The 22,022-nt window shown below is 46.8% G+C and carries 20 protein-coding genes; 9 read left to right on the top strand and 11 right to left on the bottom strand.

The genetic code is table 11. The annotated features are described in order from the left end of the window. The first annotated feature begins 399 nt into the window (after nt 1-399). Nucleotides 400-738 carry a P-II family nitrogen regulator gene (locus JIE71_RS01920; RefSeq protein ID WP_199507041.1) on the top strand — a complete coding sequence of 113 codons (339 nt, stop codon included), beginning with the start codon at nt 400-402 and terminating at the stop codon, nt 736-738. A gap of 73 nt (nt 739-811) precedes the next feature. Continuing rightward, the gene (locus JIE71_RS01915; RefSeq protein ID WP_199507040.1) at nt 812-2,065 is read left to right on the top strand and encodes an ammonium transporter; all 1,254 of its coding nucleotides are present in this window, start codon (nt 812-814) and stop codon (nt 2,063-2,065) included. Between the two features lie 85 nt (nt 2,066-2,150). On the opposite strand, the gene tmk is transcribed toward JIE71_RS01915, so the two are convergent. Then, nucleotides 2,151-2,810: a dTMP kinase gene (tmk, locus tag JIE71_RS01910; protein WP_199507039.1), complete on the bottom strand. Its 660-nt coding sequence runs from the start codon at nt 2,808-2,810 to the stop codon at nt 2,151-2,153. Between the two features lie 309 nt (nt 2,811-3,119). Further along, on the bottom strand, nt 3,120-4,310 hold the full coding sequence (gene mltG, locus JIE71_RS01905; protein ID WP_199507038.1) for an endolytic transglycosylase MltG: 1,191 nt from the start codon (nt 4,308-4,310) through the stop codon (nt 3,120-3,122). 151 nt (nt 4,311-4,461) lie between these two features. On the opposite strand from mltG, the gene JIE71_RS01900 reads away from it, so the two are divergent. Continuing rightward, on the top strand, nt 4,462-5,361 hold the full coding sequence (locus JIE71_RS01900) for a DNA adenine methylase (protein WP_199507037.1): 900 nt from the start codon (nt 4,462-4,464) through the stop codon (nt 5,359-5,361). Here JIE71_RS01900 and JIE71_RS01895 read toward each other — a convergent pair. Next, entirely contained in the window at nt 5,358-6,035 is a 678-nt protein-coding gene (locus JIE71_RS01895; RefSeq protein ID WP_199507036.1) for a hypothetical protein, read from the bottom strand. The two genes, JIE71_RS01900 and JIE71_RS01895, sit on opposite strands and share 4 nt — an antisense overlap. A gap of 11 nt (nt 6,036-6,046) precedes the next feature. Beyond that, nucleotides 6,047-6,259, bottom strand: a complete 213-nt coding sequence (locus JIE71_RS01890) for a helix-turn-helix domain-containing protein (protein WP_199507035.1) — start codon at nt 6,257-6,259, stop codon at nt 6,047-6,049. A 90-nt stretch (nt 6,260-6,349) separates the two neighbouring features. On the opposite strand from JIE71_RS01890, the gene JIE71_RS01885 reads away from it, so the two are divergent. Both JIE71_RS01885 and JIE71_RS01880 read left to right on the top strand, forming a co-directional pair. Continuing rightward, nucleotides 6,350-6,595 (top strand): hypothetical protein, encoded by a 246-nt coding sequence (locus JIE71_RS01885; RefSeq protein ID WP_199507034.1) that lies wholly within the window; start codon nt 6,350-6,352, stop codon nt 6,593-6,595. Nucleotides 6,596-6,597: 2 nt separating this feature from the next. Beyond that, nucleotides 6,598-7,461, top strand: coding sequence for a site-specific DNA-methyltransferase (locus JIE71_RS01880; protein ID WP_323126905.1), 864 nt, complete (start codon nt 6,598-6,600; stop codon nt 7,459-7,461). On the opposite strand, the gene JIE71_RS01875 is transcribed toward JIE71_RS01880, so the two are convergent. Both JIE71_RS01875 and JIE71_RS01870 read right to left on the bottom strand, forming a co-directional pair. Continuing rightward, a complete protein-coding gene (locus tag JIE71_RS01875; protein WP_199507033.1) occupies nt 7,382-8,323 on the bottom strand; it encodes an aminotransferase class IV in 942 nt (313 codons plus the stop codon). The two genes, JIE71_RS01880 and JIE71_RS01875, sit on opposite strands and share 80 nt — an antisense overlap. Continuing rightward, entirely contained in the window at nt 8,324-8,977 is a 654-nt protein-coding gene (locus JIE71_RS01870; RefSeq protein ID WP_323126904.1) for a hypothetical protein, read from the bottom strand. It lies immediately after the preceding gene. A 326-nt stretch (nt 8,978-9,303) separates the two neighbouring features. Between JIE71_RS01870 and aroE the strand changes: the two genes are divergently transcribed. After that, nucleotides 9,304-10,146: a shikimate dehydrogenase gene (aroE, locus tag JIE71_RS01865; RefSeq protein WP_199507032.1), complete on the top strand. Its 843-nt coding sequence runs from the start codon at nt 9,304-9,306 to the stop codon at nt 10,144-10,146. A 34-nt stretch (nt 10,147-10,180) separates the two neighbouring features. Here aroE and JIE71_RS01860 read toward each other — a convergent pair whose 3' ends face one another. Further along, a complete protein-coding gene (locus tag JIE71_RS01860; protein WP_199507031.1) occupies nt 10,181-11,269 on the bottom strand; it encodes an FUSC family protein in 1,089 nt (362 codons plus the stop codon). Nucleotides 11,270-11,743: 474 nt separating this feature from the next. On the opposite strand from JIE71_RS01860, the gene JIE71_RS01855 reads away from it, so the two are divergent. Together JIE71_RS01855 and JIE71_RS01850 are read left to right on the top strand one after the other, a co-directional pair. Further along, entirely contained in the window at nt 11,744-13,564 is a 1,821-nt protein-coding gene (locus tag JIE71_RS01855) for an acyl-CoA dehydrogenase C-terminal domain-containing protein (RefSeq protein WP_199507030.1), read from the top strand. Nucleotides 13,565-13,826: 262 nt separating this feature from the next. Continuing rightward, nucleotides 13,827-14,273 (top strand): hypothetical protein, encoded by a 447-nt coding sequence (locus tag JIE71_RS01850; RefSeq protein WP_199507029.1) that lies wholly within the window; start codon nt 13,827-13,829, stop codon nt 14,271-14,273. A gap of 175 nt (nt 14,274-14,448) precedes the next feature. Here JIE71_RS01850 and JIE71_RS01845 read toward each other — a convergent pair whose 3' ends face one another. After that, the gene (locus JIE71_RS01845) at nt 14,449-14,826 is read right to left on the bottom strand and encodes a 5-carboxymethyl-2-hydroxymuconate Delta-isomerase (RefSeq protein ID WP_199507028.1); all 378 of its coding nucleotides are present in this window, start codon (nt 14,824-14,826) and stop codon (nt 14,449-14,451) included. Between the two features lie 75 nt (nt 14,827-14,901). Next, on the bottom strand, nt 14,902-15,378 hold the full coding sequence (gene ybaK / locus JIE71_RS01840; protein WP_199507027.1) for a Cys-tRNA(Pro) deacylase: 477 nt from the start codon (nt 15,376-15,378) through the stop codon (nt 14,902-14,904). A gap of 204 nt (nt 15,379-15,582) precedes the next feature. Between ybaK and plsB the strand changes: the two genes are divergently transcribed. Beyond that, entirely contained in the window at nt 15,583-18,234 is a 2,652-nt protein-coding gene (gene plsB, locus JIE71_RS01835; protein WP_199507026.1) for a glycerol-3-phosphate 1-O-acyltransferase PlsB, read from the top strand. 101 nt (nt 18,235-18,335) lie between these two features. Here plsB and JIE71_RS01830 read toward each other — a convergent pair whose 3' ends face one another. Further along, a complete protein-coding gene (locus JIE71_RS01830; RefSeq protein ID WP_199507025.1) occupies nt 18,336-19,679 on the bottom strand; it encodes a D-serine ammonia-lyase in 1,344 nt (447 codons plus the stop codon). A 221-nt stretch (nt 19,680-19,900) separates the two neighbouring features. Further along, nucleotides 19,901-21,565 carry an energy-dependent translational throttle protein EttA gene (ettA, locus tag JIE71_RS01825; RefSeq protein ID WP_199507024.1) on the bottom strand — a complete coding sequence of 555 codons (1,665 nt, stop codon included), beginning with the start codon at nt 21,563-21,565 and terminating at the stop codon, nt 19,901-19,903. Nucleotides 21,566-22,022 lie beyond the last annotated feature (457 nt).

Raw genomic sequence — 22,022 nt, 5'->3', positions numbered from 1 at the left:
GACAGTCTTATTAAAAAATAACGACTGATAATATCCCCAAATAAAAAGCGCAAACTGCCTATAGAGTCTCACATCATTACTGTTAGCAAAACATCACAGGAAGCCCACCCGCAGCACATATTATTTGGTTATAATAAAAAGGTTTTGTGCATTTGGCACGCCATCAGAACGTCTGTTTTTTAAGGACGTATAATAATTTTTAGTAGACAAATGTTTTTTATTGTCACCAGTTTTTTTATGCTATGGTCTGTTTTGGTTCAGCCGTTTTGCCAACGCCTCTTCCCCCTTGAAGCGTGTTTGGCACAGTTCTTGAACCATAAACACTATGCATAATCATGGTGCACAGCATTAAAACGCATGCAGTAGCCTGCGATGTCACTCATATAAGGAAATGTTTTTATGAAGCTAATCACTGCGATTTTAAAACCATTTAAGCTCGATGACGTGCGTGAAGCACTTTCAGATATCGGGGTCAAAGGCGTCACGGTGACTGAGGTCAAAGGCTTTGGACGTCAAAAGGGACATACCGAGCTGTATCGTGGCGCAGAATACGTGGTGGACTTTTTACCAAAAGTCAAAGTCGAAGTGGCAGTCATCGATGAGATGGTTGAGCCTGCTATCGAAGCCATCACACGTATCGCCAGTACAGGCAAAATCGGCGACGGCAAAATCTTTGTGACCGCGCTCGATCAAGTCATCCGTATCCGTACTGGAGAGACTGGTGCCGATGCCATCTAAGCGCTAACGGCGCGGCTCATTCGATACGCGCTGACGAACTCATACTGCATTGTCAATTCAAGGGGGAATTTAGATGCAAAGTCAAATTTTTGAGATGCAATACGCATTAAATACATTTTATTTTTTGGTTTGTGGCGCGTTAGTAATGTGGATGGCGGCAGGATTCGCCATGCTCGAAGCGGGCTTGGTACGGGCTAAGAACACCACTGAGATTTTGACCAAAAACGTGGGGCTTTTCGCCATCGCCTGCTCGATGTACCTAATTTGCGGTTATTACTTTATGTATGACGGCTCATTGCTGCTCTCAGGCATTGCAGGCGGTGAATCACTCATTCCTGATGCCTTAAGCCAAGCGGCAGAAAACGGCTTTAATGGTGACGCGGTCTACTCACAAGCCTCTGACTTCTTTTTCCAAGTGGTGTTCGTCGCCACCTGTATGTCTATCGTTTCAGGCGCAGTGGCGGAGCGCATGAAGCTGTGGGTCTTCTTTGTCTTTGCGATCGTGATGACAGGCTTTATCTATCCGATTGAAGGCGGCTGGACATGGGGCGGCAAAGCAGTACCACTGATTGGTGAGCTGAACTTTTCTGACTTTGCTGGCTCTGGTATCGTCCACATGGCGGGGGCGACAGCAGCATTAACAGGCGTATTATTGCTAGGCCCGCGCCGTGGTAAATATACAGCTACAGGAGCAGCGCGTGCGATTCCTGGGGCTAACCTGCCTTTGGCAACCTTAGGTACATTTATTCTTTGGCTAGGCTGGTTTGGCTTTAACGGTGGCTCAGTGCTTAAGCTTGCTGATGTAAACAGTGCCAATGCCGTAGCGATGGTGTTCTTAAATACCAATGCTGCTGCAGCAGGTGGTGCGATTGCTGCCCTTATCACCGCACGTTTAATCTTTGGTCGTGCTGATTTGACCATGCTGCTAAACGGCGTGCTGGCAGGTTTGGTGGCGATTACTGCCGAGCCACTAACCCCAACACCACTATTGGCTACCGTGTTCGGTATGATTGCAGGCGTGCTCGTGGTGTTCTCTATCTTAACGCTGGATAAGCTCAAATTGGACGACCCTGTCGGCGCAATTTCAGTACACGGTGTGTGTGGTCTGCTCGGTTTGATGCTCGTACCAATTACCAACAGTGACGCAAGCTTTGGTGGCCAGTTGGTCGGTGCTGCGGTCATCTTTGTCTGGGTCTTTGTCACAAGCCTTGTGGTTTGGGGTATTTTAAAAGCAGTCATGGGTCTACGCATCAGCGAAGCAGAAGAATACGAAGGCGCGGACTTGTCAGAATGTGGACAAGAGGCGTATCCAGAATTTACTCGCTAATTGCTAATTTAGACGTACGTTTATCACTTTACATACCTACCCGCATCAAAACAGATGCGGGTATTTTTTTGAGCTATTTTTGGATTTAGTAACTACTCAGCTGTTGCCAAATGCGATCGCTCACCGCTTCGGCGCTGCCTGTCGCATCAATACGTGTGATACGTTCAGGTGCAGCGGCATGACACGCCACAAAACCATCACGCACCCGCGTAAAAAAATCCATCGCCTCTTGCTCAAAGCGATCTGCCGCCCCGCGCTTGCCTGCGCGGCGCATACCCTCTGCAATCGGCAAATCCAGCCAAAAGGTAATATCAGGCTGACAAGGTACAAACTGAGCAATCAACTGAGCAATCTTATCCTGCACCACAGGGTCGTTGTGCGCGCGACCATACCCTTGATACGCAATGGTCGAATCAATAAAACGGTCGCAGATGACCCACTCGCCACGTGCCAGCGCAGGCGCAATCACCTGCGCAATATGGTCACAGCGCGCTGCAAACAATAACAATAGCTCGGTGTCATCGGTAATGTCGGTCTTCGGGTCAAGGAGCAAGGTGCGCAACGTCTCTGCAAAGGGGCTGCCCCCTGGCTCACGCGTACGCACATAGCGAATACCTGCAGCATCCAGACGGGCACACAGATTATTGATTGCGGTGGTCTTGCCTACCCCTTCGGTCCCTTCAAAGCTCACAAACCGTCCTTGCTGCTGATCGGTGCTGAGTGATTGTGTCACGGCTGCGGTCATGATATGGCCTTATCTGTTTAACAAAAAGCGTTTGAAAAAACGCTTAACAAAAAGTGCTGAGCAAAAAAAGCAAATAAAAATGGCAGCGCTCAAGTCGTCTTGATGCTGCCTATTAGGGCGTGTCCCTATTTTAAAAATGGTGATAAAAATGAGATAAATCGCAGGCAAGCAAGGAAAATAGCGCAGGTAATATCAAGATATTGACCAGCTGTTTGACACCGTTTGCCAAAGATTTAGCCATTTTTAGCCCATTTAGTCATAAACGCTTGAATTAGGGACACGCCCTAATATGCTATCTGCGGCGGGTAGTTATTGATTACGAATCACTTTGAGGTACTCTTGTACCGCGCGATTGTGTTCGTTTAAGCTGTTGGTGAATTTATGCCCGCCATTACCTGTCGCCACAAAATACAGCGCGTCGCTATCAGCAGGGTGCATCGCTGCTTTAATGGACGCATCTGAGGGTAACGCAATCGGCGTGGGCGGTAACCCATCAATCTGATAGGTATTGTACCCTGTGGTTTCATTGATATCGCGGCGGCGAATATTACCATCATAGCGTGCGCCCATACCATAGATGATGGTCGGGTCCGTTTGCAAGCGCATGCCTTTTTCTAGGCGATTGACAAAGACAGCGGCGACGAGTGGGCGCTCTTCAGGCACGCTGGTTTCTTTTTCAATAATAGAAGCCATAATCAGCGCTTCATACGGGCTGTTGTACGGCAAGCCTTCATCTCGGCCTTCCCACGCTTCGGTCAGTGTCTGCTGCTGGCGCTTATAAAGGTCGGTTAAGATTTGGGTATCGGTCGCACCTTCGCCATAATAATACGTGTCAGGCGCAAACCAGCCTTCTAAGTTGTGATTGACAATGTTGTCACTGCTGTCAATTACGCGACTTGGTAAAATGCCTGATAAATCCAGCCCATTGGCAATACTGGCATTATCAATATCGTCGGCGGTTAAGAGTTGTTTTTCGATACCTTTGGTCTCGCGCAAGGTTTGGTATAGGTCTTTAACCGTTTTACCTTCAATAATCTGCACCTTGACCATCGCTACTTCTGCGCCTTTTGACAATACTTGCAGCGCTTCGACGAGGCTTGGGTTTTCGGGCAGCTTGTAGATACCCGCGTGCAAGGGCGCGTCTATTGTCGCCTTGATATACATCTTGGCAATGGTAGGAGAAAACAGCATCACTGGCTGCCAATCGGAGAGCAATCCATAATAAGTATCGCCTTGCTCGATGGTTACCATCTCTTCAGGCTGGGTAATGCGCCCAAACAAGGTCTGATAAATCATAAACAAAACAAAAGCGGCAATCAGCCCGAGTACCAAAAGAATCTGATAACCACGCTGCATAAAAAAGGAAGCGTCGTTTTTTTTATAGCGGCGGGGTTTTTGTTTGCCGTTAATCAAAGAAATGTCTGTCGCACGGGCTTTGTTTTGCGATGCGGACTTTGATTTTTGCTTTGATGACGGTTTGTCAGCGTTTGGTTTGCTCATGGCAACTCGCAGGGCAGAAGTTTGCTAGAATTTAGCATTGTACTGTGGGTTTTTCAATAAGGTTTGTTTTACTGTCATGCTATGGCCGTCATAAATGCTATAATTCTGCGCTCATGATACAAAGAAAATGTGTGAATTTAAGGTAGTTACAATGGCAAAACCGTTTATAAAATGGGCAGGTGGTAAGAGTCAGTTGCTTTCAGAAATTGATGCACGCTTACCCGAATATGTCAAAAAAGGTGAGCCTTATATTTACATAGAACCATTTATGGGTAGTGCTGCGGTTGCTTTGCATTTATTAGATAGTACACACTCACCCACAGCAACTGTCATTAATGACACCAACAGTGACTTGGTCACTCTTTATCAGGTAGTCAGAGATGAGCCTAACGAGTTATTAGCTCTGCTTCATACATTTCAAAATGAATATGACCTATTGCAAGACAAAGCTGCAAAACAACCTTATTACTATGCAAAACGCGAAGCCTTTAACCATAGATTGGCGTCACCAACTGAGCATGCAGCCCTGTTTATCTTTCTAAATCGTGCTGGTTTTAATGGTCTATATCGCGTGAACAGTAAAAATCAGTTCAATGTACCTATTGGTAGCTACAAACAGCCTAATTTTATATTTGAAGATGCTATTTTGACAGCATCAGAGCATCTTAGGAAAACAACCATTCTAAATGACAGCTATGAGCAAGTTTTAGAGACGGTTAAAGTAATCAATACAGATAATCTACCTGTATTTTTTTATCTTGATCCGCCTTACAAACCTTTAAGCGAGTCATCAAGTTTTACTGCTTATGCCAAAGACAGTTTCAACGATGACAGCCAAAGAGCACTTAAATCTTTTTGTGATACGCTACATAAGCAAGGTTATCAATGGCTGCTAAGCAACTCGGATACAACCAATCTAGACAGTCAAAATCGCTTTTTTGATGACTTATATGCTGACTATAATATTGAGCGTGTCAAGGCGAGTCGTAGTATCAATTCAAAAGGCTCAAAGCGCGGTCAGCTCAATGAGCTAATGATTAGGAATTACTAAAGAATTTTTGTATTTGGTAAAATATTGTTTTGGATATCCTGCATAAAATTCTTTTTAAAGTAAAAAGCATGATTCTTATTCGACACTGTACGCCCCAAAATTTCTGAATAGATGGGATTGTAAGTACCATCTTTTCTTTTTGAGTCTTTGCTTCTAATTTGAATATACTTTCCATTAGTAGTGTGAATATTGCCGTCACCACTTTCCAACTGCTTAAGAACCTTTACTCTAATATCAAGAAAATCTTGAATGTAAATATCTTTTAAAATCGAATGCTTACGCGAATCTATATGGTGGGCTGGTAAGAAAAACCAGTCTTCAGGTAGATTGCTGTTAGGTTTGACAACAGGTAAATAGAGCAAATTGCTGATTTTGTCCAATAATCTATTAGATTCTGCCTCGCCAAAAAACAGGGTATCGAAATCCTTAGAAATTTGGGTGATGAACATTGTTTCCATTGGCATACCATCAGGACGTGCTTTGTTAGTCTTCAGCTCACCATCATCAAAATCTGTTAAATTGCTGTTATTTGGCATGTCCAGTAGTTGCTGCAAAAACTGCCCTGTATTGCCTTTATTTATAGAAAATCCCGAAATATCCTCTTGTAGCTTTAGCTCTAAAAATTTCTTTTCATAGAATGTTGGAAGTTTTGAGAAGACTTCTTCTAACTGCATAATTTTCTGCCTTATAGTTTCATCAGTTCTGAAATACTCATATCAAATGCCTTAGCAAATTTTTCTATATTCGATAATGATGGATTACGTTCTCCGCGCTCTATCATTCCAACATAGTTGCGATGAAGCCCTGTTAACTCAGCCAATTGTTCTTGGCTAAGCTCACGCTCTTTACGAAGTCCACGCACACGCTGCCCAAACTTGATTAAAATCGGTTTTTTCATTTGCTTTATTCTCGATAATTGGTTAAGCTTTAACTACACACAATAAGTGTCATTTTCTGTATTACGGACAGTCGTCGTTGAGGCTCAACTATGATTCACATTGAAAATTTGAACATGACCATTAACACCGCTACTATGACAAGTGGTGATATAGAAACGGGACATGACTCGGATATACGTACAGACTTGGTCGATACTCTACGCATCATTAGCAAAGATGAACGTCTCAAGCATGAAACCTTAGTCATTCCAGAAATATGTGAACAATACGGGTTTTCTGAGGGTAATTACCGATTGCCAGAGCTATTGCACTTTTTGGCAGATATGTTGGAGTAATCGTGGAGCAATCATTATTTTTCCAAAATGAAAAGAGCAATTTTAGTTTATTAAAAGGTGATTGCTTACAAGTAATACCCGCTCTAGATAAAAAATTCGATATGGTGTTCGCCGATCCGCCGTACTTCCTATCTAATGACGGTTTGACTGTAAAAAATGGCAAAATCCAATCTGTCAATAAAGGCACATGGGACAAACTCGTCAGTGATAATGACGCTTACGCATTTACTTACGAATGGCTGTCAGCAGTACGAGAAAAAATGGCTGATAATGCGACTATTTGGGTCAGTGGTACTCATCACAATATTTTTACATTGGGACGAATTTTACCTCAACTGGGCTTCAAAATATTAAACGTCATTACTTGGGAAAAAACCAATCCTCCGCCCAATTTCTCTTGTCGTTTCTTCACTCATTCTACTGAATTTATCATTTGGGCAAGAAAATCTGCCAAGATACCGCATTATTTTGATTACCATCTAATGAAGCGTTTGAATAATGACAAGCAAATGAAAGACGTCTGGCGCTTACCTGCGGTAGCTGCTTGGGAAAAGTCTTGTGGAAAACATCCTACGCAAAAGCCTTTAGCGCTACTAGCACAAATCATTCTTGCTTCAACGAAACCAAACGCTCTTATACTCGACCCGTTTACTGGTGGGTCTACCACAGGTATTGCCGCTCAAGTCTTAGGAAGACGATTTATAGGTATTGATAAAGAAATAGAGTATTTGACGCTCAGTAAAAATCGATATTTAGACTTACAAGCGCAAGGTAAAAAGCAATTATTTAAGCAGAATTTTTATCGTTTACTAAATGTACCTTCTCCAACTTCACAACATCCCCACCCCGCAAGTGCAGCGCAGTAACTGGCAAAATGCCCTTTACCGCATTACAAAAGAACAGGGCACGCAGGTTGGGCAAATCGGTATCGTGTAGCGCGCGCTTTTGAATGGGTTCATGACTTTGGGCATAACTGTCCATAATGACTTGGCGCATGACCCCTGCCACACCAGATTGGGTCAATGGCGGCGTATACCACTGATGTGCCTGCTCGTTATCGGCAGCACGTAGTTGATAAAAGACATTGCTGGCGCTACCCTCAATCCACTCACCGCTCACATCGCGTATCAAGGCTTCACCAATGCGCTTATTGCTCACTTTGATGCGCTCGAGCTCCACACTGGCAAGCACATTATCGAGACAGTTGAGGCTTTTTAGCCCGACAAGGGGCGCTGGCAAACAGGCCAGCTCAGACTGTAAGCACACGGCTTCACACGGCGCTTGGCGCAGCGCCCGCATGTCATTAGGCAACACAACGGTATCAGCAAAGGGTAGCGTGCTGGGCATGACTTTTAGCCACGCCTGCCAGTTCTGTCCGTCCGCGTCAGGCGTCACCCCATAGCCCCGTGCTTGCTGCGGCGCGCGCGTCACGATGAGCTTGAGCACCCCCTCACTCATATCACAGGCAATAGCCAATACCGCTGCCCACAGCGCCTCATCATCTACAGCCAAACCCAGCGCGCGGGCATGGTTTGTCACACGCGCGCGATGATGAGTCGCCCACAATACCTCACCTGCTTGCACAGCCATGGTGGTAAAAAACCCATCACCATAAGCAAGCCCGCGATTGTTCATATCAAATGGTGTGTGCGCGCCGCTTAATAATGCCGCATCAGGCGCAAAGGCATACCACGCGGTATCAAGGCGGCGCTGGGTTAATAATGACATTTAGCTGTTGGGCTTTTTAAAGATAAGCATACAGCTATAAAACTCGCATTTCGCCAGTTCAATTTGTTGCTCACCGACGGTTTTATTTTTGACGATTTGACCGTTTAGCATGTCGCTGACGAGCTGTCCGCCCTCATCGCCCATCAGCTGGCGTGCAAGGGTGTAGGCTTTTTTTGCGTGGTCTTGGCTGGCGGCTTTTTCTTCATCCGTGTCCATTGGATTGGCGTAGTACCAGCCCAGCTCCAAATAGCGCTCTGAATCAATAATATCCAGATACGGCGCATCTTCTTTCATAAAACGAAACTTGGTTGCAGGATTGCTGGCATAATCTAAGCTGTTATCGTCGGTGCTGGTCACTGTACCAAAGGTGGACTTGATAGCTGTGACGTCATCGAGCGTGACGGGCGTGACCTCACCTGTTTGCCACGCACTGACATCATATTTTATGGGTGTGCCATCAACCGCTGTTGCCCCGTCCATGTCCGACTCATCGCTGCTCGCAGTGTCCGTCTGCGCCGCTGGCGTCTCGGTGGTTTCTATGACTTGCTCATCAACAGCTTGAGGAGCAGCATCATTATTACAGGCACTTAAGGACGCACCTGTGATGAGGGTCAGGCTCAGCAGTAGCGTCTGCAAGGTAGGTTTTGGCATCATACAAATACTCACACGGTTGGGTTGGTGCTTGAAGCAGTGATACGTTGATTGGGATAGCAACGTACCAAAAAGGCATGCATACGATGGGCAAAAAGGCTTATAGCGCCTTATCTGCTGGGTAAATGCCGAAGATAACAGTGTACCCAACTGCCCAAGTCTTGACCAGCCTTTAGGTTACAGGTGGTCATCGTATTGGGTACAAATTTGTTAAAGCCTTATTTATCTTTTATGATGAGCGTAACTTTTTATTATTTTTAAATACGATTGAAAATCTGCGGTGATTAAACGCTGGTGTTCATCGTGTTCTAACGCATCGAGCTTTTTTTATGTCTAACACCGCCCAGCACTTTGTTGTCATTGGCAATCCCATTGCGCACAGTAAATCGCCTGCCATTCACCACGTCTTTGCAGCGCAGACAGAACAAAGCATTTGCTATGCTCGCCAATATTGCCCTGACCATCCAGAGAGCTTTATTGCTGTGGTTGAGGCGTTTTTTAATGGTGGCGGTATCGGCGCGAATGTCACTGTGCCCTTTAAACAAGTGGCGTATGATTTATGCCAAAATACAGGCGCGCTGTCCGACCATGCGCGTGTGGCAGGCGCGGTCAATACCTTGTCAAAAAAAGACGGCAAGCTATACGGTGACAATACCGACGGTCAAGGACTGGTTAATGATATGCAGCATCAAGGCTGGACGCTGGCGGGCAAGACGGTTGCCATTATTGGTGCAGGTGGCGCCGCACGCGGGGCGATATTGCCATTGATTCAGGCAGGTATCAAAAGTCTGACTCTTGCCAATCGTACGGTGCACAAAGCAAAAGACTTGGTAACGGCTTTAAGCGCCCAAAGCGACGAGGTTGCTGATATCAGCATCGCGACCTGCGCGCTTGATGCGCTAACGGGGCATTTTGATGTGATTATTAACGCCACCTCGATTGGCTTATCAGGCGAGCGGTTGCCGTTATCAGACGACTTATCCTGCGATCATGCGTATGACATGATGTACGGGCGGACGCTGCCTTTTTTGGAGCATTTCGCTGAACAAGGCGCGGCGACCTCGGACGGTTACGGCATGCTGATTGGGCAGGCAGCGCTGAGCTTTGAGTCGTGGACAGGGCGCACCGTTGATGTGACTGCTGCCCGTGCCGAGCTGAACAAAGCTACTTGATCGTTTAACGTCCTAAGCCTAAAAAGCAAAAACGCTACTTGGATAAGCGCTGAAATTTATCAAGTAGCCCATTTTCAATACGGCGTAGCGGCGGACGAATCGCTAAAGCATGCATCAGCATCCCGCCACCGAGCGCGACCAAACAGCCAAGTGCCGTATCCACCACCCGTGTTTGTATCACTTCATGATAGCCATGCGCACTGATGGGCAGTCCGCTACCGTACTCGGCAATAAAAATAGTCAAAGGCGTAATCACAATCACTGCCAAGCCGTAATGTCTATCAACCAGCGACTCAATACACAACATCATGACCAAAATCGCGACCGCCACACCCCAGACAGGCAGCTGCCATGACAGCATCACCGCGGTCAGCCCCGTACCAATGAGTGTGCCTAGCATACGGTGCAGCTGCTTAATCCAAATCGTACGCAAATGAATGCCTTGGATAATAATAAAACAGCTGACCGCCACCCAATACGGATAGGACATTTCCAAAATCAGCGCAATCGCCAGCGCCAAGCCCACAAAACCCGTAATCATCACACTTTCAATAATCGTGTCTGGCTCATAAGTAAATGTGGGCACAGGGTTGCTTGGTCGCGTGAGCAATAGATAGGCAGAATATAAAAACGCCATCAATAAGGCAAAACCACTACCCAGCATAACCAGCCCTGTCGCGGGCATCACCTGTGACAGTGGTAGCGGAATAAACAGCGCAATCGCGCCAGCCATTAACGTAAACAGTCCTGCTGGTGGCGGCTGACGATAATAGCGCCCAAACATACACACACTAAAGACCATAATCAGCATAAACGGCAAACGCAGTATCGGCAGCTGCTGCGCGATGAGCCCAAGCGCAAAGCACAGCACCATCGCAAAGCCCCACGACATCACGGTCACCAAGCGATAACCCAAGTGCCCAACGAGCGGTAAGTTCAAAATAATCATCGCCCCAAGCGACGCTTTAATCCCAGAGGCGAGCGCACCAAAATACGCGCCCACAAATACAGGAAAGCTAATCGTCAGCGCGGCAATCAGTGGCATGTGCCACGGACGCTTGCTTTGACGAACTTGGGTCAGATGCTCAAATTCACCGTAGAGCAGCTGTTTAATATTGGCCATAGTATCTCCTCTTATGTACGCGTACCGCTCCAATACGAGCTGACGCGCCACGCCTCACCACCACAACCGATACTCTATTATTCTTACCACCCAATATTAAAAGCACCAAAATAACAGCGCCGCAACCCAGCCATCGTCCTCAATTGACCACGGCTAGTATTTATGACGGCTTATTGCTTCTACGTGTTTTTAAACAGTACGCTGCTTAAGAAACTTATGGATATATATTTTTATTAAAAATATGAATAATAGTTATATGTTGTATATTTGTTATGGCGTAAAAACTATACTGAAATCACTTACAGAGTCGGTTACCCTAAAAATAAAACAAGGATGAACAATGATGCGCTAATTTTGCGCGCACCGACTGCCATCCTTGTGTGCTATCCAAAAGCGTAACTTATAAACGGTATTTGATAGGGCATGCCCCTACTCACAGCGACCATCAACAATAACCACTAAAAGAGAGCCATTATGCTGACCTATAAAGCGCCACTGCGTGATATTAAATTCTTAATTAACGATGTTTTTGATTTCCAAACTCACTATAAAGATTTGGACAATGGCGACAACGCTGACCCTGAAACGGTCGATATGATTTTGCAGGGTATGGCAGATTTTTCTGAAAATATCCTTGCGCCTCTGTACCAAAAAGCCGATGAAGAAGGCTGTCATTTTGATAATGGTGAAGTGACCACCCCTGAAGGGTTTAAAGAGGCGTACACTCAGTTTATCGAAGGCGGCTGGCAAGGCATCTCATACCCTGAAGAATACGGCGGTATGAACCTACCGATGTCGCTCAACCTGATTAAAGCCGAAATGATTGGTACAGCGAACTGGCCATGGGCGATGTATACAGGATTATCTACTGGCTGTATCAATACCTTACTGCAATATGGGGATGACGACCAAAAAAACATCTATCTGCCCAAACTGGTTGAAGGCACGTGGGCAGGTACCATGTGCTTGACCGAGCCACAATGCGGCACCGATTTGGGACAAGTCAAATCAAAAGCACTGCCGCAAGACGATGGCACTTATAAGCTAAGCGGTACAAAAATCTTTATCTCAAGTGGCGAGCACGATATGACGGAGAACATCATTCATATCGTTTTGGCACGTCTGCCCGATGCCCCTGAGGGCACGCGTGGTATTTCGCTGTTCATTGTACCGAAGTTCTTACCTGATGCTCAAGGCGAAATTGGTGAGCGTAATGGGGTCACGTGTGGTTCGATTGAGCACAAAATGGGTATCAACTCCTCTGCGACCTGCGTGCTCAACTTTGATGCGGCGACGGCATATCTGATTGGCGAGCCAAACAAAGGCCTAAAGGCAATGTTTACCTTTATGAACACCGCCCGTATCGGTACGGGTATTGAGGGTCTGGCGCATACCGAGCTGTCGTTCCAAAATGCTTTGCCTTATGCCAAAGAACGCCGCTCAATGCGCGCTCTATCAGGCACCAAAGATCCTGACAAAGCGGCCGATGCCATTATCCACCATGCCGACGTGCGCCGTATGCTTTTGACTCAAAAAGCCTTTGCCGAAGGCGGGCGCTCGATGATTTATCATGCCGCGCGTTACGCCGATAAAATGGCGCAAGGCATTGCCCGTGGCGACGATGCAGAGTTTGAAAAATGGGACGACAAGCTGGGCTTTTATACGCCAATTCTAAAGGGCTTTTTGACAGAGCTTGGCATCGAGGCGGCAAAACACGGTCAGCAAGTCTACGGCGGTCATGGCTATATCAAAGAATGGGGCATGGAGCTGATTGCGCGTGATGCGCGTATTGCCACCATGTACGAGGGCACCACAGGCGTACAGGCGCTTGATTTGCTCGGTCGTAAGGTTATCTTACAATCTAAGGGCAAGATTATCCGCGACTATACGTCAAACATCATGAAATGGTGCGGTGAGTACGCCCTTGATAAAGACATGCGTAAGTTTGTGTGGGCACTGACCAAATTGTGTGCCGAATGGAACACCTTAACTGTACGTTTGATGCTGATGGCGCGTAAAGACCGCGAGATTATCTCTGCCGCTTCTGATGACTTCTTGATGTACTCAGGCTATGTGATGATGGGATATCACTGGGCGCGTATGGCAGCGGTTGCTTATGACAAGCTTGAAAACGGCGGTACGGAGTCGCCTGAGTTTTATCTGGCGAAAACGCAAACGGCTGAGTTTTACTTTGATAAAATCTTGCCTCGTACCTCAGGTCACGCTGAGAGCATGGTCGCGCCAAGCGAAAGCATGACTGCCATGGCGATTGAAAATTTTGCCTTTTTAGACTAAACCCAATCTTTTGCACCATAAAAAGCGCCTTTAAACAGGGCGCTTTTTTTATGTATTGTCATGCTTTTATTAGTAGTTACGGACATTTTATTTTAGACAGTTTATTTAACCAAAACCAACAGCTTAGGCACAAAGCTCAATGTTTCGGCTACTGACAGTAACAGGATAGAGGCATAGACTAAATAATGGCTATGACGGCATGAATAAAACAAGCCAAAAACAATAAAGGGTTCATGCTCTATCGTGAAATAAGGAGCCATTTATGTTTATTCAATTAAAACGCAGCTTGGCAGTATTTGGTATGAGTAGCGCGCTTATGCTTGGTCTTGGGGCTACTAGCTTAAGCGCACAAGCCGCAGATACGATTAATTTTGCCAAAGGACATATCAGCCAACACGTCACGGGCAAATTATCACCCAAAGAGACCGAAACTTGGTATCAATTTAACGCCGCTGCGGGTCAATATGTGGTCATTAATATCGCACCTTTGGCAGGCACCAAAGAAACCGCAAACGTTGGCGTACTGCATATGCCTGATGGCAGCTATGACGGCACCAAAGGCGGTATCGTCTACCAAGGCTGTTTACCAACAACGGGCACGTATAAGCTGCGCATTGCGCGTAATAACATGGCAACACGAGGCTTAACCGCAGGCTATGATAGCGAAGTGGTCATACTGCCCAAATATGCCAGCCAAGAACTCTGCTAAATGGAGCGCAAAGTAATCCAACCCAAAACAACGCGGTCCCAATAAACGGTCTGTACTAAAAAATACAAAGAGTGTTATGCCCTATGTTTTTAATCGCTGTTTATCTCAAGCTCAGTTTCGATTGGTTTTATGCCATGTTTCATTACTATAATGCTTATATGTAAAACCGCATTATTTATCCATCAGCCATGATTTTCTTATGATAATTTTGGCTGATTTCAGTCACTTCAACGCACAGCTGTATTTGTACACGACCTGATTGCTCTTTTGCTAAGGCGTCTTCAGTCGCGGCAAGCAGCTGCGTGGCAAGGGCATTTTTGGTGTCTTCGCTACGCCCGACCATCAGTTTTAACTCAATATAAATATAGCCAAAACGCTGCTCATCATCGTCTGTACCGACCAAAAAGGTATCCATCGGCATAACGCGGGTTTTAATATCACTTTTGTGGTTGATTTCCCCACTATTCCAGATGGCTGTGTTTAGCGCTTTTACCAGTGACTCTTCGTGCGGGATATGGACGTTAGGCGTGGCTTGAATGACGATATGTGGCATGGGTTTTCCTTTAGGTTATTTATAGATAATTTTATTGTTAGACGATAGGGTTATTCATGATGGGCGTAGCGGCATTTACGCTGTGCTATCGGTAATATCGGCGAATTTTGCTTTAAGCGTACGCGCCAAGTCATTTGGCGACAGCTCAATCTCGAGTCCGCGCTTGCCTGCACTGACATAAATACTGTCCTGCTTTTCAGCACTTTGGTCAATGACTGTGGGCAGGCGCTTTTTTTGCCCAAGCGGGCTGACGCCGCCCAATACATAGCCTGTCACGCGCTCGACTTGTTTGGGATCCGCCATGTGGACTTTTTTTACGCCCAATGCTTTGGCCATTTTTTTGATATTTAAGGTGGTATTGACGGGCAGTATCGCAACGGCAAGGCTTTGGTTGTCCGTCTCGATGACTAAGGTTTTAAAGACCTGCTGTGCCTCGACACCGAGCTTTTCGGCAGCTTCTAGTCCGTAGGACGGCGCATTGGTATCGTGAGTGTATTCGTGAATGTGATACGTCAGCTTTTGCTGCTTGGCAAGTACGATGGCGGGGGTCATGCGACAATCCTTGTTGATCTTATTGATGCTACTACGCGTCCATAATGGCTCTACCATACGCGCTTATCTGAAAAAACTCTAGTCCCATATGGTATGGATGCCCGCGCTGATAACGTGCGTCGGATACGGACATCATATATCGCTTTGGTGGCTTTTATGGCATTATAAGCGCAACTTTATTAAATCTATATTTGACGCTTGATTATGATACCGACGTTTCTTAAAAAAAGCCTATTCAAGAAGTCAGCACCCAAGCCTGCTGCCAATCCGCCACTCAATCAACTGTACCGCAAGCTTTCAGGGCAAGCGCTGGACGTGGCGGTTAAGGCGCAGCATTTGGGCGAGATACCCACCTTTGATAATCGTCATGAGGTACTCACCTTTTACGTGCTTCAAGAGTACTCGCGCTCCAACAGTTTGCTGATTGACTTACAGACCCAAGAGCATCATTTGCCGCCTGCGTTGCAGCCCGTTAAAGACACGGCACATCAGATTGATGAAAATGCGGCGATGATATTTTTGCATCACCCAAAGGCCAAAGAGCGTCAACTCTCCCCGCGTCTCTCCCGCCTAGTCAGCGCGATATTACAGAATCCTGATTTGACCATTCAGCTCGTGCCCGTATCTATCTTGTGGGGACGCGCCCCTGAAAAAGAGGATTCGCTCTTTAAACTACTCATGAGTGACAACTGGCAAGACCCAAGCATTCTAAAGCAGCTGTTTAATATCGGGGTGATGGGACGCGATACCTTTGTACAGTTCCATACGCCGCGTGATTTGCGCGAGCTGGTCAATGAGCATCTGATTGGCGGCGAAGATAGCGCCGCTGCCAGCATCGTCAAAGACAGCAGCCAAGCTCTTGTGCCGGTGACCGACAGCAACCGCGAGCTGATAGCCAGTCTTCAGCAGCAACTTAATACCTATTTGGACAAGCAGCGCGCCAGTATGATTGGCCCTGACTTGTCTGACCGCCGTAATTTGGTCGAAAAACTGATTCACTCGCCAGCCATTTCGCATGCGATTCAAGATGAAGCGGCGCGTGAAAATATCAGTGTGTCTCAAGCTCGCGCTATTGCTAAAGGCTATGCCAATGAGATGGTCAATGACTATTCATATCCTGTGATTCGTGCCTGTGAACGCTTTTTAACGTGGCTGTGGACGCAACTGTATGATGGTGTCGATGTGCATCACTTTGAGCGTGTGCGTGAGCTGGCGACCGACCATGAAATCGTTTATGTGCCTTCGCATCGCAGTCATGTGGACTATCTGCTGCTCTCTTATGTGATTTATAAACAAGGCCTCAGCATTCCATTTATTGCGGCAGGGGACAATCTCAACGTGCCCGTATTGGGGCCGTTTTTACGCGGCGCGGTGGCGTTCTTTATTCGCCGCAGCTTCCGTGGCAATCACTTATACAGCGCAGTATTGCGTGAGTATATGCACACGCTCATCACCCGCAGTACCCCGATTGAATACTTTATCGAAGGCGGGCGCTCGCGCTCAGGTCGTCTATTGCCGCCCAAAATGGGGCTGCTGTCCATGACCGTCCACAGTCAGCTGCGCCAAATGAATAAGCCCGTGGTGTTTATCCCGACCTATATTGGCTATGAGCGCATCATGGAAGGCGGCACCTATATTGGCGAGCTCAAAGGCAAACCTAAAGAGTCCGAATCACTCATCGGTCTGCTCAAAGTCAGCCGCAAGATTGAGCGTATCTTCGGGCATGTGCATCTAAGCTTTGGTACGCCGCTGCACATCGAAGACTTTATGGATAAGTACGATGTGCAGGCAGGCAGCTTACCTGCTGGGCGCACCGACTCGCCATTTGATGCCAACATGACGGCGATGATTGACAATATCAGTGTTAAAATCATGCAAAACATAAATAAGGCTGCGGTCATCAACCCAGTATCCTTATTGTCTCTAGTGCTGCTGTCCTCGCCAAAATCTGCGCTTGATGAAGAGGTCTGCCGCGACCAAATCTCGCTATACCAAGACATTGCGCGTCAGATTCCTTATGCCGATGACACCACCGTCACTGACATGACGCCGCAAGCGATTATTGATTACGGTATTAAGCTTAAGCTGATTGAGCGTACGCCACACATTTTAGGCGACATTATCCAAGTGGCGGGCAAGCAAGCGCCGCTGCTCAGCTATTTCCGCAACAATATTTTGCACGTCTTTATCCTATTGTCCTTTATCGCGGCTTTAGTGGCGCGTAATGGCCGCATCAAGCGCAGCCGCTTGAACGATATCGTGTTACAACTGTATCCGTTTTTACAAAGCGAGCTGTTTTTGCATTACCCTGCGCACGGGCTGATGTCCATCCTCAATCAAAAAGTAGATAATTTGATTGCACACGGTCTTATCGTGGATTTGGGCAATGACATGCTGAGCACGCCTGAGGCCAATACCAGCAGTTATCAAAAGCTAGAAGTCCTTGCCGCGCCTGTCGAGCAAAGCCTTGAGCGTTATTTTTTAACCCTTGCCCTACTCGCACAACAAGGCTCGGGCAATCTGACTTCTGAAGAGGCGATTGATCTGTGTCACTTGCTTGGACAGCGCTTATCGGTACTCTACGCCGATGATATTCCTGACTTCTTTGACCGCGCGCTGTTTATCAGCTTTATTAATGCGCTGATTCGTTTGGATTATTTGACTCCTGATAGTGAAACAGGTGTGCTGCGCTTTGACCAGCGTATTAATGACATCGCGCATCACGCAAAATATGTCTTAAATCCTGACATGATGCAAATTTTGCAGCAAGTGGCTACGCTCGATGAAGCAGACATTGCCCATGCCATCACGGAGATTGGCAATAAAAAACAGCGTAAGTTTGGGCGTAAGCGTTAAGCCTTTTTTAAATCATATTGTTAGCTAAACAAGACCGCTTATCATAAGCGGTCTTTTTTATAATATGTGTTAAACAAGAAAAGCATTTAACAGCTCGCGACCTACAACAATGCCTTACCTATTTCATAATATTCAAGACGCGCCTCGATAGGTACCATATTGCCGCCCGTCGCCCACGCGATATGCACTGCTTGATGCATGTTGTCCGTGAGTTTATGCCGCGCCAGATAGTCTTTTGCTGCCATCACCTGAGCCATACCCGCTACGCCCGCCAATGCTGATGGCTCAAGTTCAATACCTTCACTATCACCCATCAAGGCAAGCAGACGATATAAGTGATCATCGTCCAGCGTATAAATGCCGCTTAGTAAAGGCACCATGACTCGACCGACAAAGGCAGAGGCACGACCAACTGCCAGACCATCGGCGCAGGTTTTGTTATCAATACCAAAATCTTGCACGCTCACGCCATCATGCAGCCCCGTGTACATGCCAATAAGCATGCACGGCGAATGCGTCGGCTCAGCGAAAAAACAATGCACATGATCGCCAAAGATATGCTTCAAACCAAAGACCACACCACCTGGCCCACCACCGACACCGCAAGGCAAATAGACAAATAGCGGATGCGCCTCATCCACACAAATCCCTTGCGCGTCCAGCTGCTGCTTTAAGCACTCGGCAGCAACGCTATAACCCAAAAACAAATCTTTGGAGTTTTCGTCATCGACAAAGTGACAGTTTAGGGTTTGCTGCGCCTCGATACGCCCCTGCTCGACGGCTTTGCTATAGTCGTCTTGATGCTCGACGACGCGGACGCCTTTACTGCGTAGCAAGTCTTTTTTCCATGCCCGCGCATCGGCAGACATGTGTACGGTCACGTTAAAGCCCAACTGCGCGCCCATGATACCAATACTCAGCCCAAGATTGCCCGTTGAGCCAACCACAATACTATGCTCGGCAAACAATGCCTTAAACAGCGGGCTGTCTATCTTTTGGTAATTGTCTTGTAGAGTCAATAGCCCTGCTGCCATCGAGATTGTTTCTGCGTATTTAAGCACTTCATACACGCCGCCGCGCGCTTTTATTGAGCCAGAGATAGGCAAATGGCTGTCGCATTTTAAAAATAACCGCCCCGATAGTGTCTGCCCATAAAACGCTTGTAGCGCCTGCCGCATCTGCGGGATAGCGATTAAGGGCGATTCGATAATGCCATTGTTTGCTGCCGTTTCAGGAAATACTTTGGCGATATAAGGGGCAAAGCGGTTGAGGCGTTCGGAGGCGTCTGCAATATCACTTTTGCCGAGTGGGAGTGACGTTTTTGCGTCTGTAAAGCGCTGCAATTTAGGATTGAGCCAGCACGATTCTTTGGTGGCGCTCAGGCTGTTTAACAGGGGGTGGCTGTGGTATAACTGCTTTATGGTTTCTTGGTGGGGTGCTGTCATCGTCATAAGTCCTTTCAATATAAAATGGTTCAAAATCCATCTTTCTATGTCTGGTTTTGTTCTTACATCATTATTTATAGATTGATTGAAGCTCTGTGTGTGAGTATAGACCAACGCTAATTATAAAAAAGCATAGCTATTATTTTATGGTTATAAACAAAAAAAGACCGCTTATCAAAAGCGGTCTTCTTAATCATGTATCAAAATATCAAAGCAGACGATTATGCTTTACTGATTTTCTTATACTTCATGCGTTTTGGACCTGCGTCCGCGCCCAATTGCTTTTTGCGGTAGGTTTCAAACTCTGAGTAGTTACCGTCAAACCAGATGGGACCTTCTTCTTCAAACGCCAAAATATGCGTGGCGATACGGTCAAGGAACCAGCGGTCATGCGATACAACCATGACTGTGCCTGGGAAGACTTGTACCGCGTCTTCTAGCGCACGCAAGGTTTCAACGTCCAAGTCGTTCGAGGGTTCATCGAGTAGCAGTACGTTCGCGCCTTGCTTTAGGGTTTTTGCCAGTTGCAAACGGTTACGCTCACCCCCTGACAGCTGACCGACGTGCTTTTGCTGGTCTTGACCTTTAAAGTTAAAGCGGCCGATGTAGGCACGGCTTGGCGTGGTGTAATCACCCACGGTAATCATATCAAGGCCATCAGACACTTCTTCCCAGACGGTCTTTTTGTCGTCTAGGTTGTCACGCACCTGACCAACATAAGCGACTTTTACGCTCTCACCGAGGTCTACTGAGCCAGTATTTGGCTCGTCCTTGCCTGTAATCATGTTAAACAGCGTGGTTTTACCCGCACCGTTTGGACCGATGATACCGACGATGGCACCTGCTGGGACGTTAAAGCTGAGGTTTTCATACAGCAAACGATCATCAAATGATTTTGAGATGTTATTGACTTCGATAACCTTGTTGCCCAGACGTGGACCAGGTGGAATGTAGATTTCCGCCGTTTCGTTACGCTGCTGGAACTCTTTTGAGTTTAACTCTTCAAAGCGCTGTACACGAGATTTTGACTTGGCTTGTTGGCCTTTTTGGTTCTTACGAATCCACTCAAGCTCTTTTTTCAGTGCTTTAGCAAACGACTCTTCTTGCTTTTGCTGCTGCTCTAGACGCTTGTTCTTTTGCTCTAGCCACTCAGTATAGTTGCCCTCGTAAGGATAGCCATGTCCGCGATCCAGCTCCAAAATCCACTCTGCCACATTGTCAAGGAAGTAGCGATCGTGGGTAATGGCAACGATAGTGCCGCTGTAGTTTTGCAAGAATTGCTCAAGCCACGCAACCGATTCGGCATCCAAATGGTTGGTCGGTTCGTCAAGCAGCAGCATATCAGGACGTGATAGCAATAGGCGGCACAGTGCCACACGGCGTTTTTCGCCCCCTGATAGCTTGCTGACGTCCGCGTCCCATGGTGGCAGACGCAGGGCATCCGCTGCTTTTTCAAGCTGGGTGTTTAGGTTGTGCGCGTCCCAAGACTGGATGATGTCTTCCATCTTGCCTTGCTCTTCTGCCAGCTTGTCAAAGTCGGCATCAGGCAGCGCGTATTCGCCATAGATTTCGTCCAGACGTGCCAGCGCATCTAACGCTTCGCGCATGCCATCTTCGACATTGCCGCGCACGTCTTTGCTGTCATCAAGCTGTGGTTCCTGTGGTAGGTAGCCGACTTTGATGCCTGCCTGCGCACGCGCTTCACCGGTATATTCCGTATCCACGCCTGCCATGATGCGTAGCAAAGTTGACTTACCTGCGCCGTTGATACCAAGAACACCAATTTTGGCGCCAGGAAAAAACGATAGGTTAATGTTTTTTAAAATCTCACGCTTGGGTGGAACAAGTTTTGACACGTTGTTCATCGTGTAGATATATTGTGCCATCAGCACTCCGCTAAATGATGTCCGATAAGAAAAGACGGCAAGTCTGAGAAATTCAGTCTGCGCCGATTATTGGGATAATAAGTGGTGCGTCATTATCGCATTGTGGCGAGGGTGCTGCAAGCAATGCCGCTGTTAGTTCGCTGATTACACTGTATTTTCGTGCTAAGTATCCTTGCGCCACCCCTGTATTTTACAGCGTCAGCTGAGCAATAAACGTTGCTAAGCATCAACACAGCTGCTAAGTATCTTTACTAGAAACAACGCATGATAACTAGAAATTTGTGCACTTTATACTCATAATACTAGGGCGTGTTGACCATTCGACCATGGCACTGACAGCGACTATTTTTTAGGCGATTCGAGGTTAAAAATAATAAGTTTAGTCATTCTAAGCGTTTATTTTTAACGATGAAGCGGCAAAAAAGAGTCCTGTCCCTGCGGGCTGATGCTAAAATTG

It is taken from the genome of Psychrobacter sp. bablab_jr014, assembly GCF_016464015.1.
Lineage (GTDB): Bacteria > Pseudomonadota > Gammaproteobacteria > Pseudomonadales > Moraxellaceae > Psychrobacter.
Note: the sequence above shows the minus strand (reverse complement) of the source record. Positions and strands in the feature narration are given on the sequence as shown.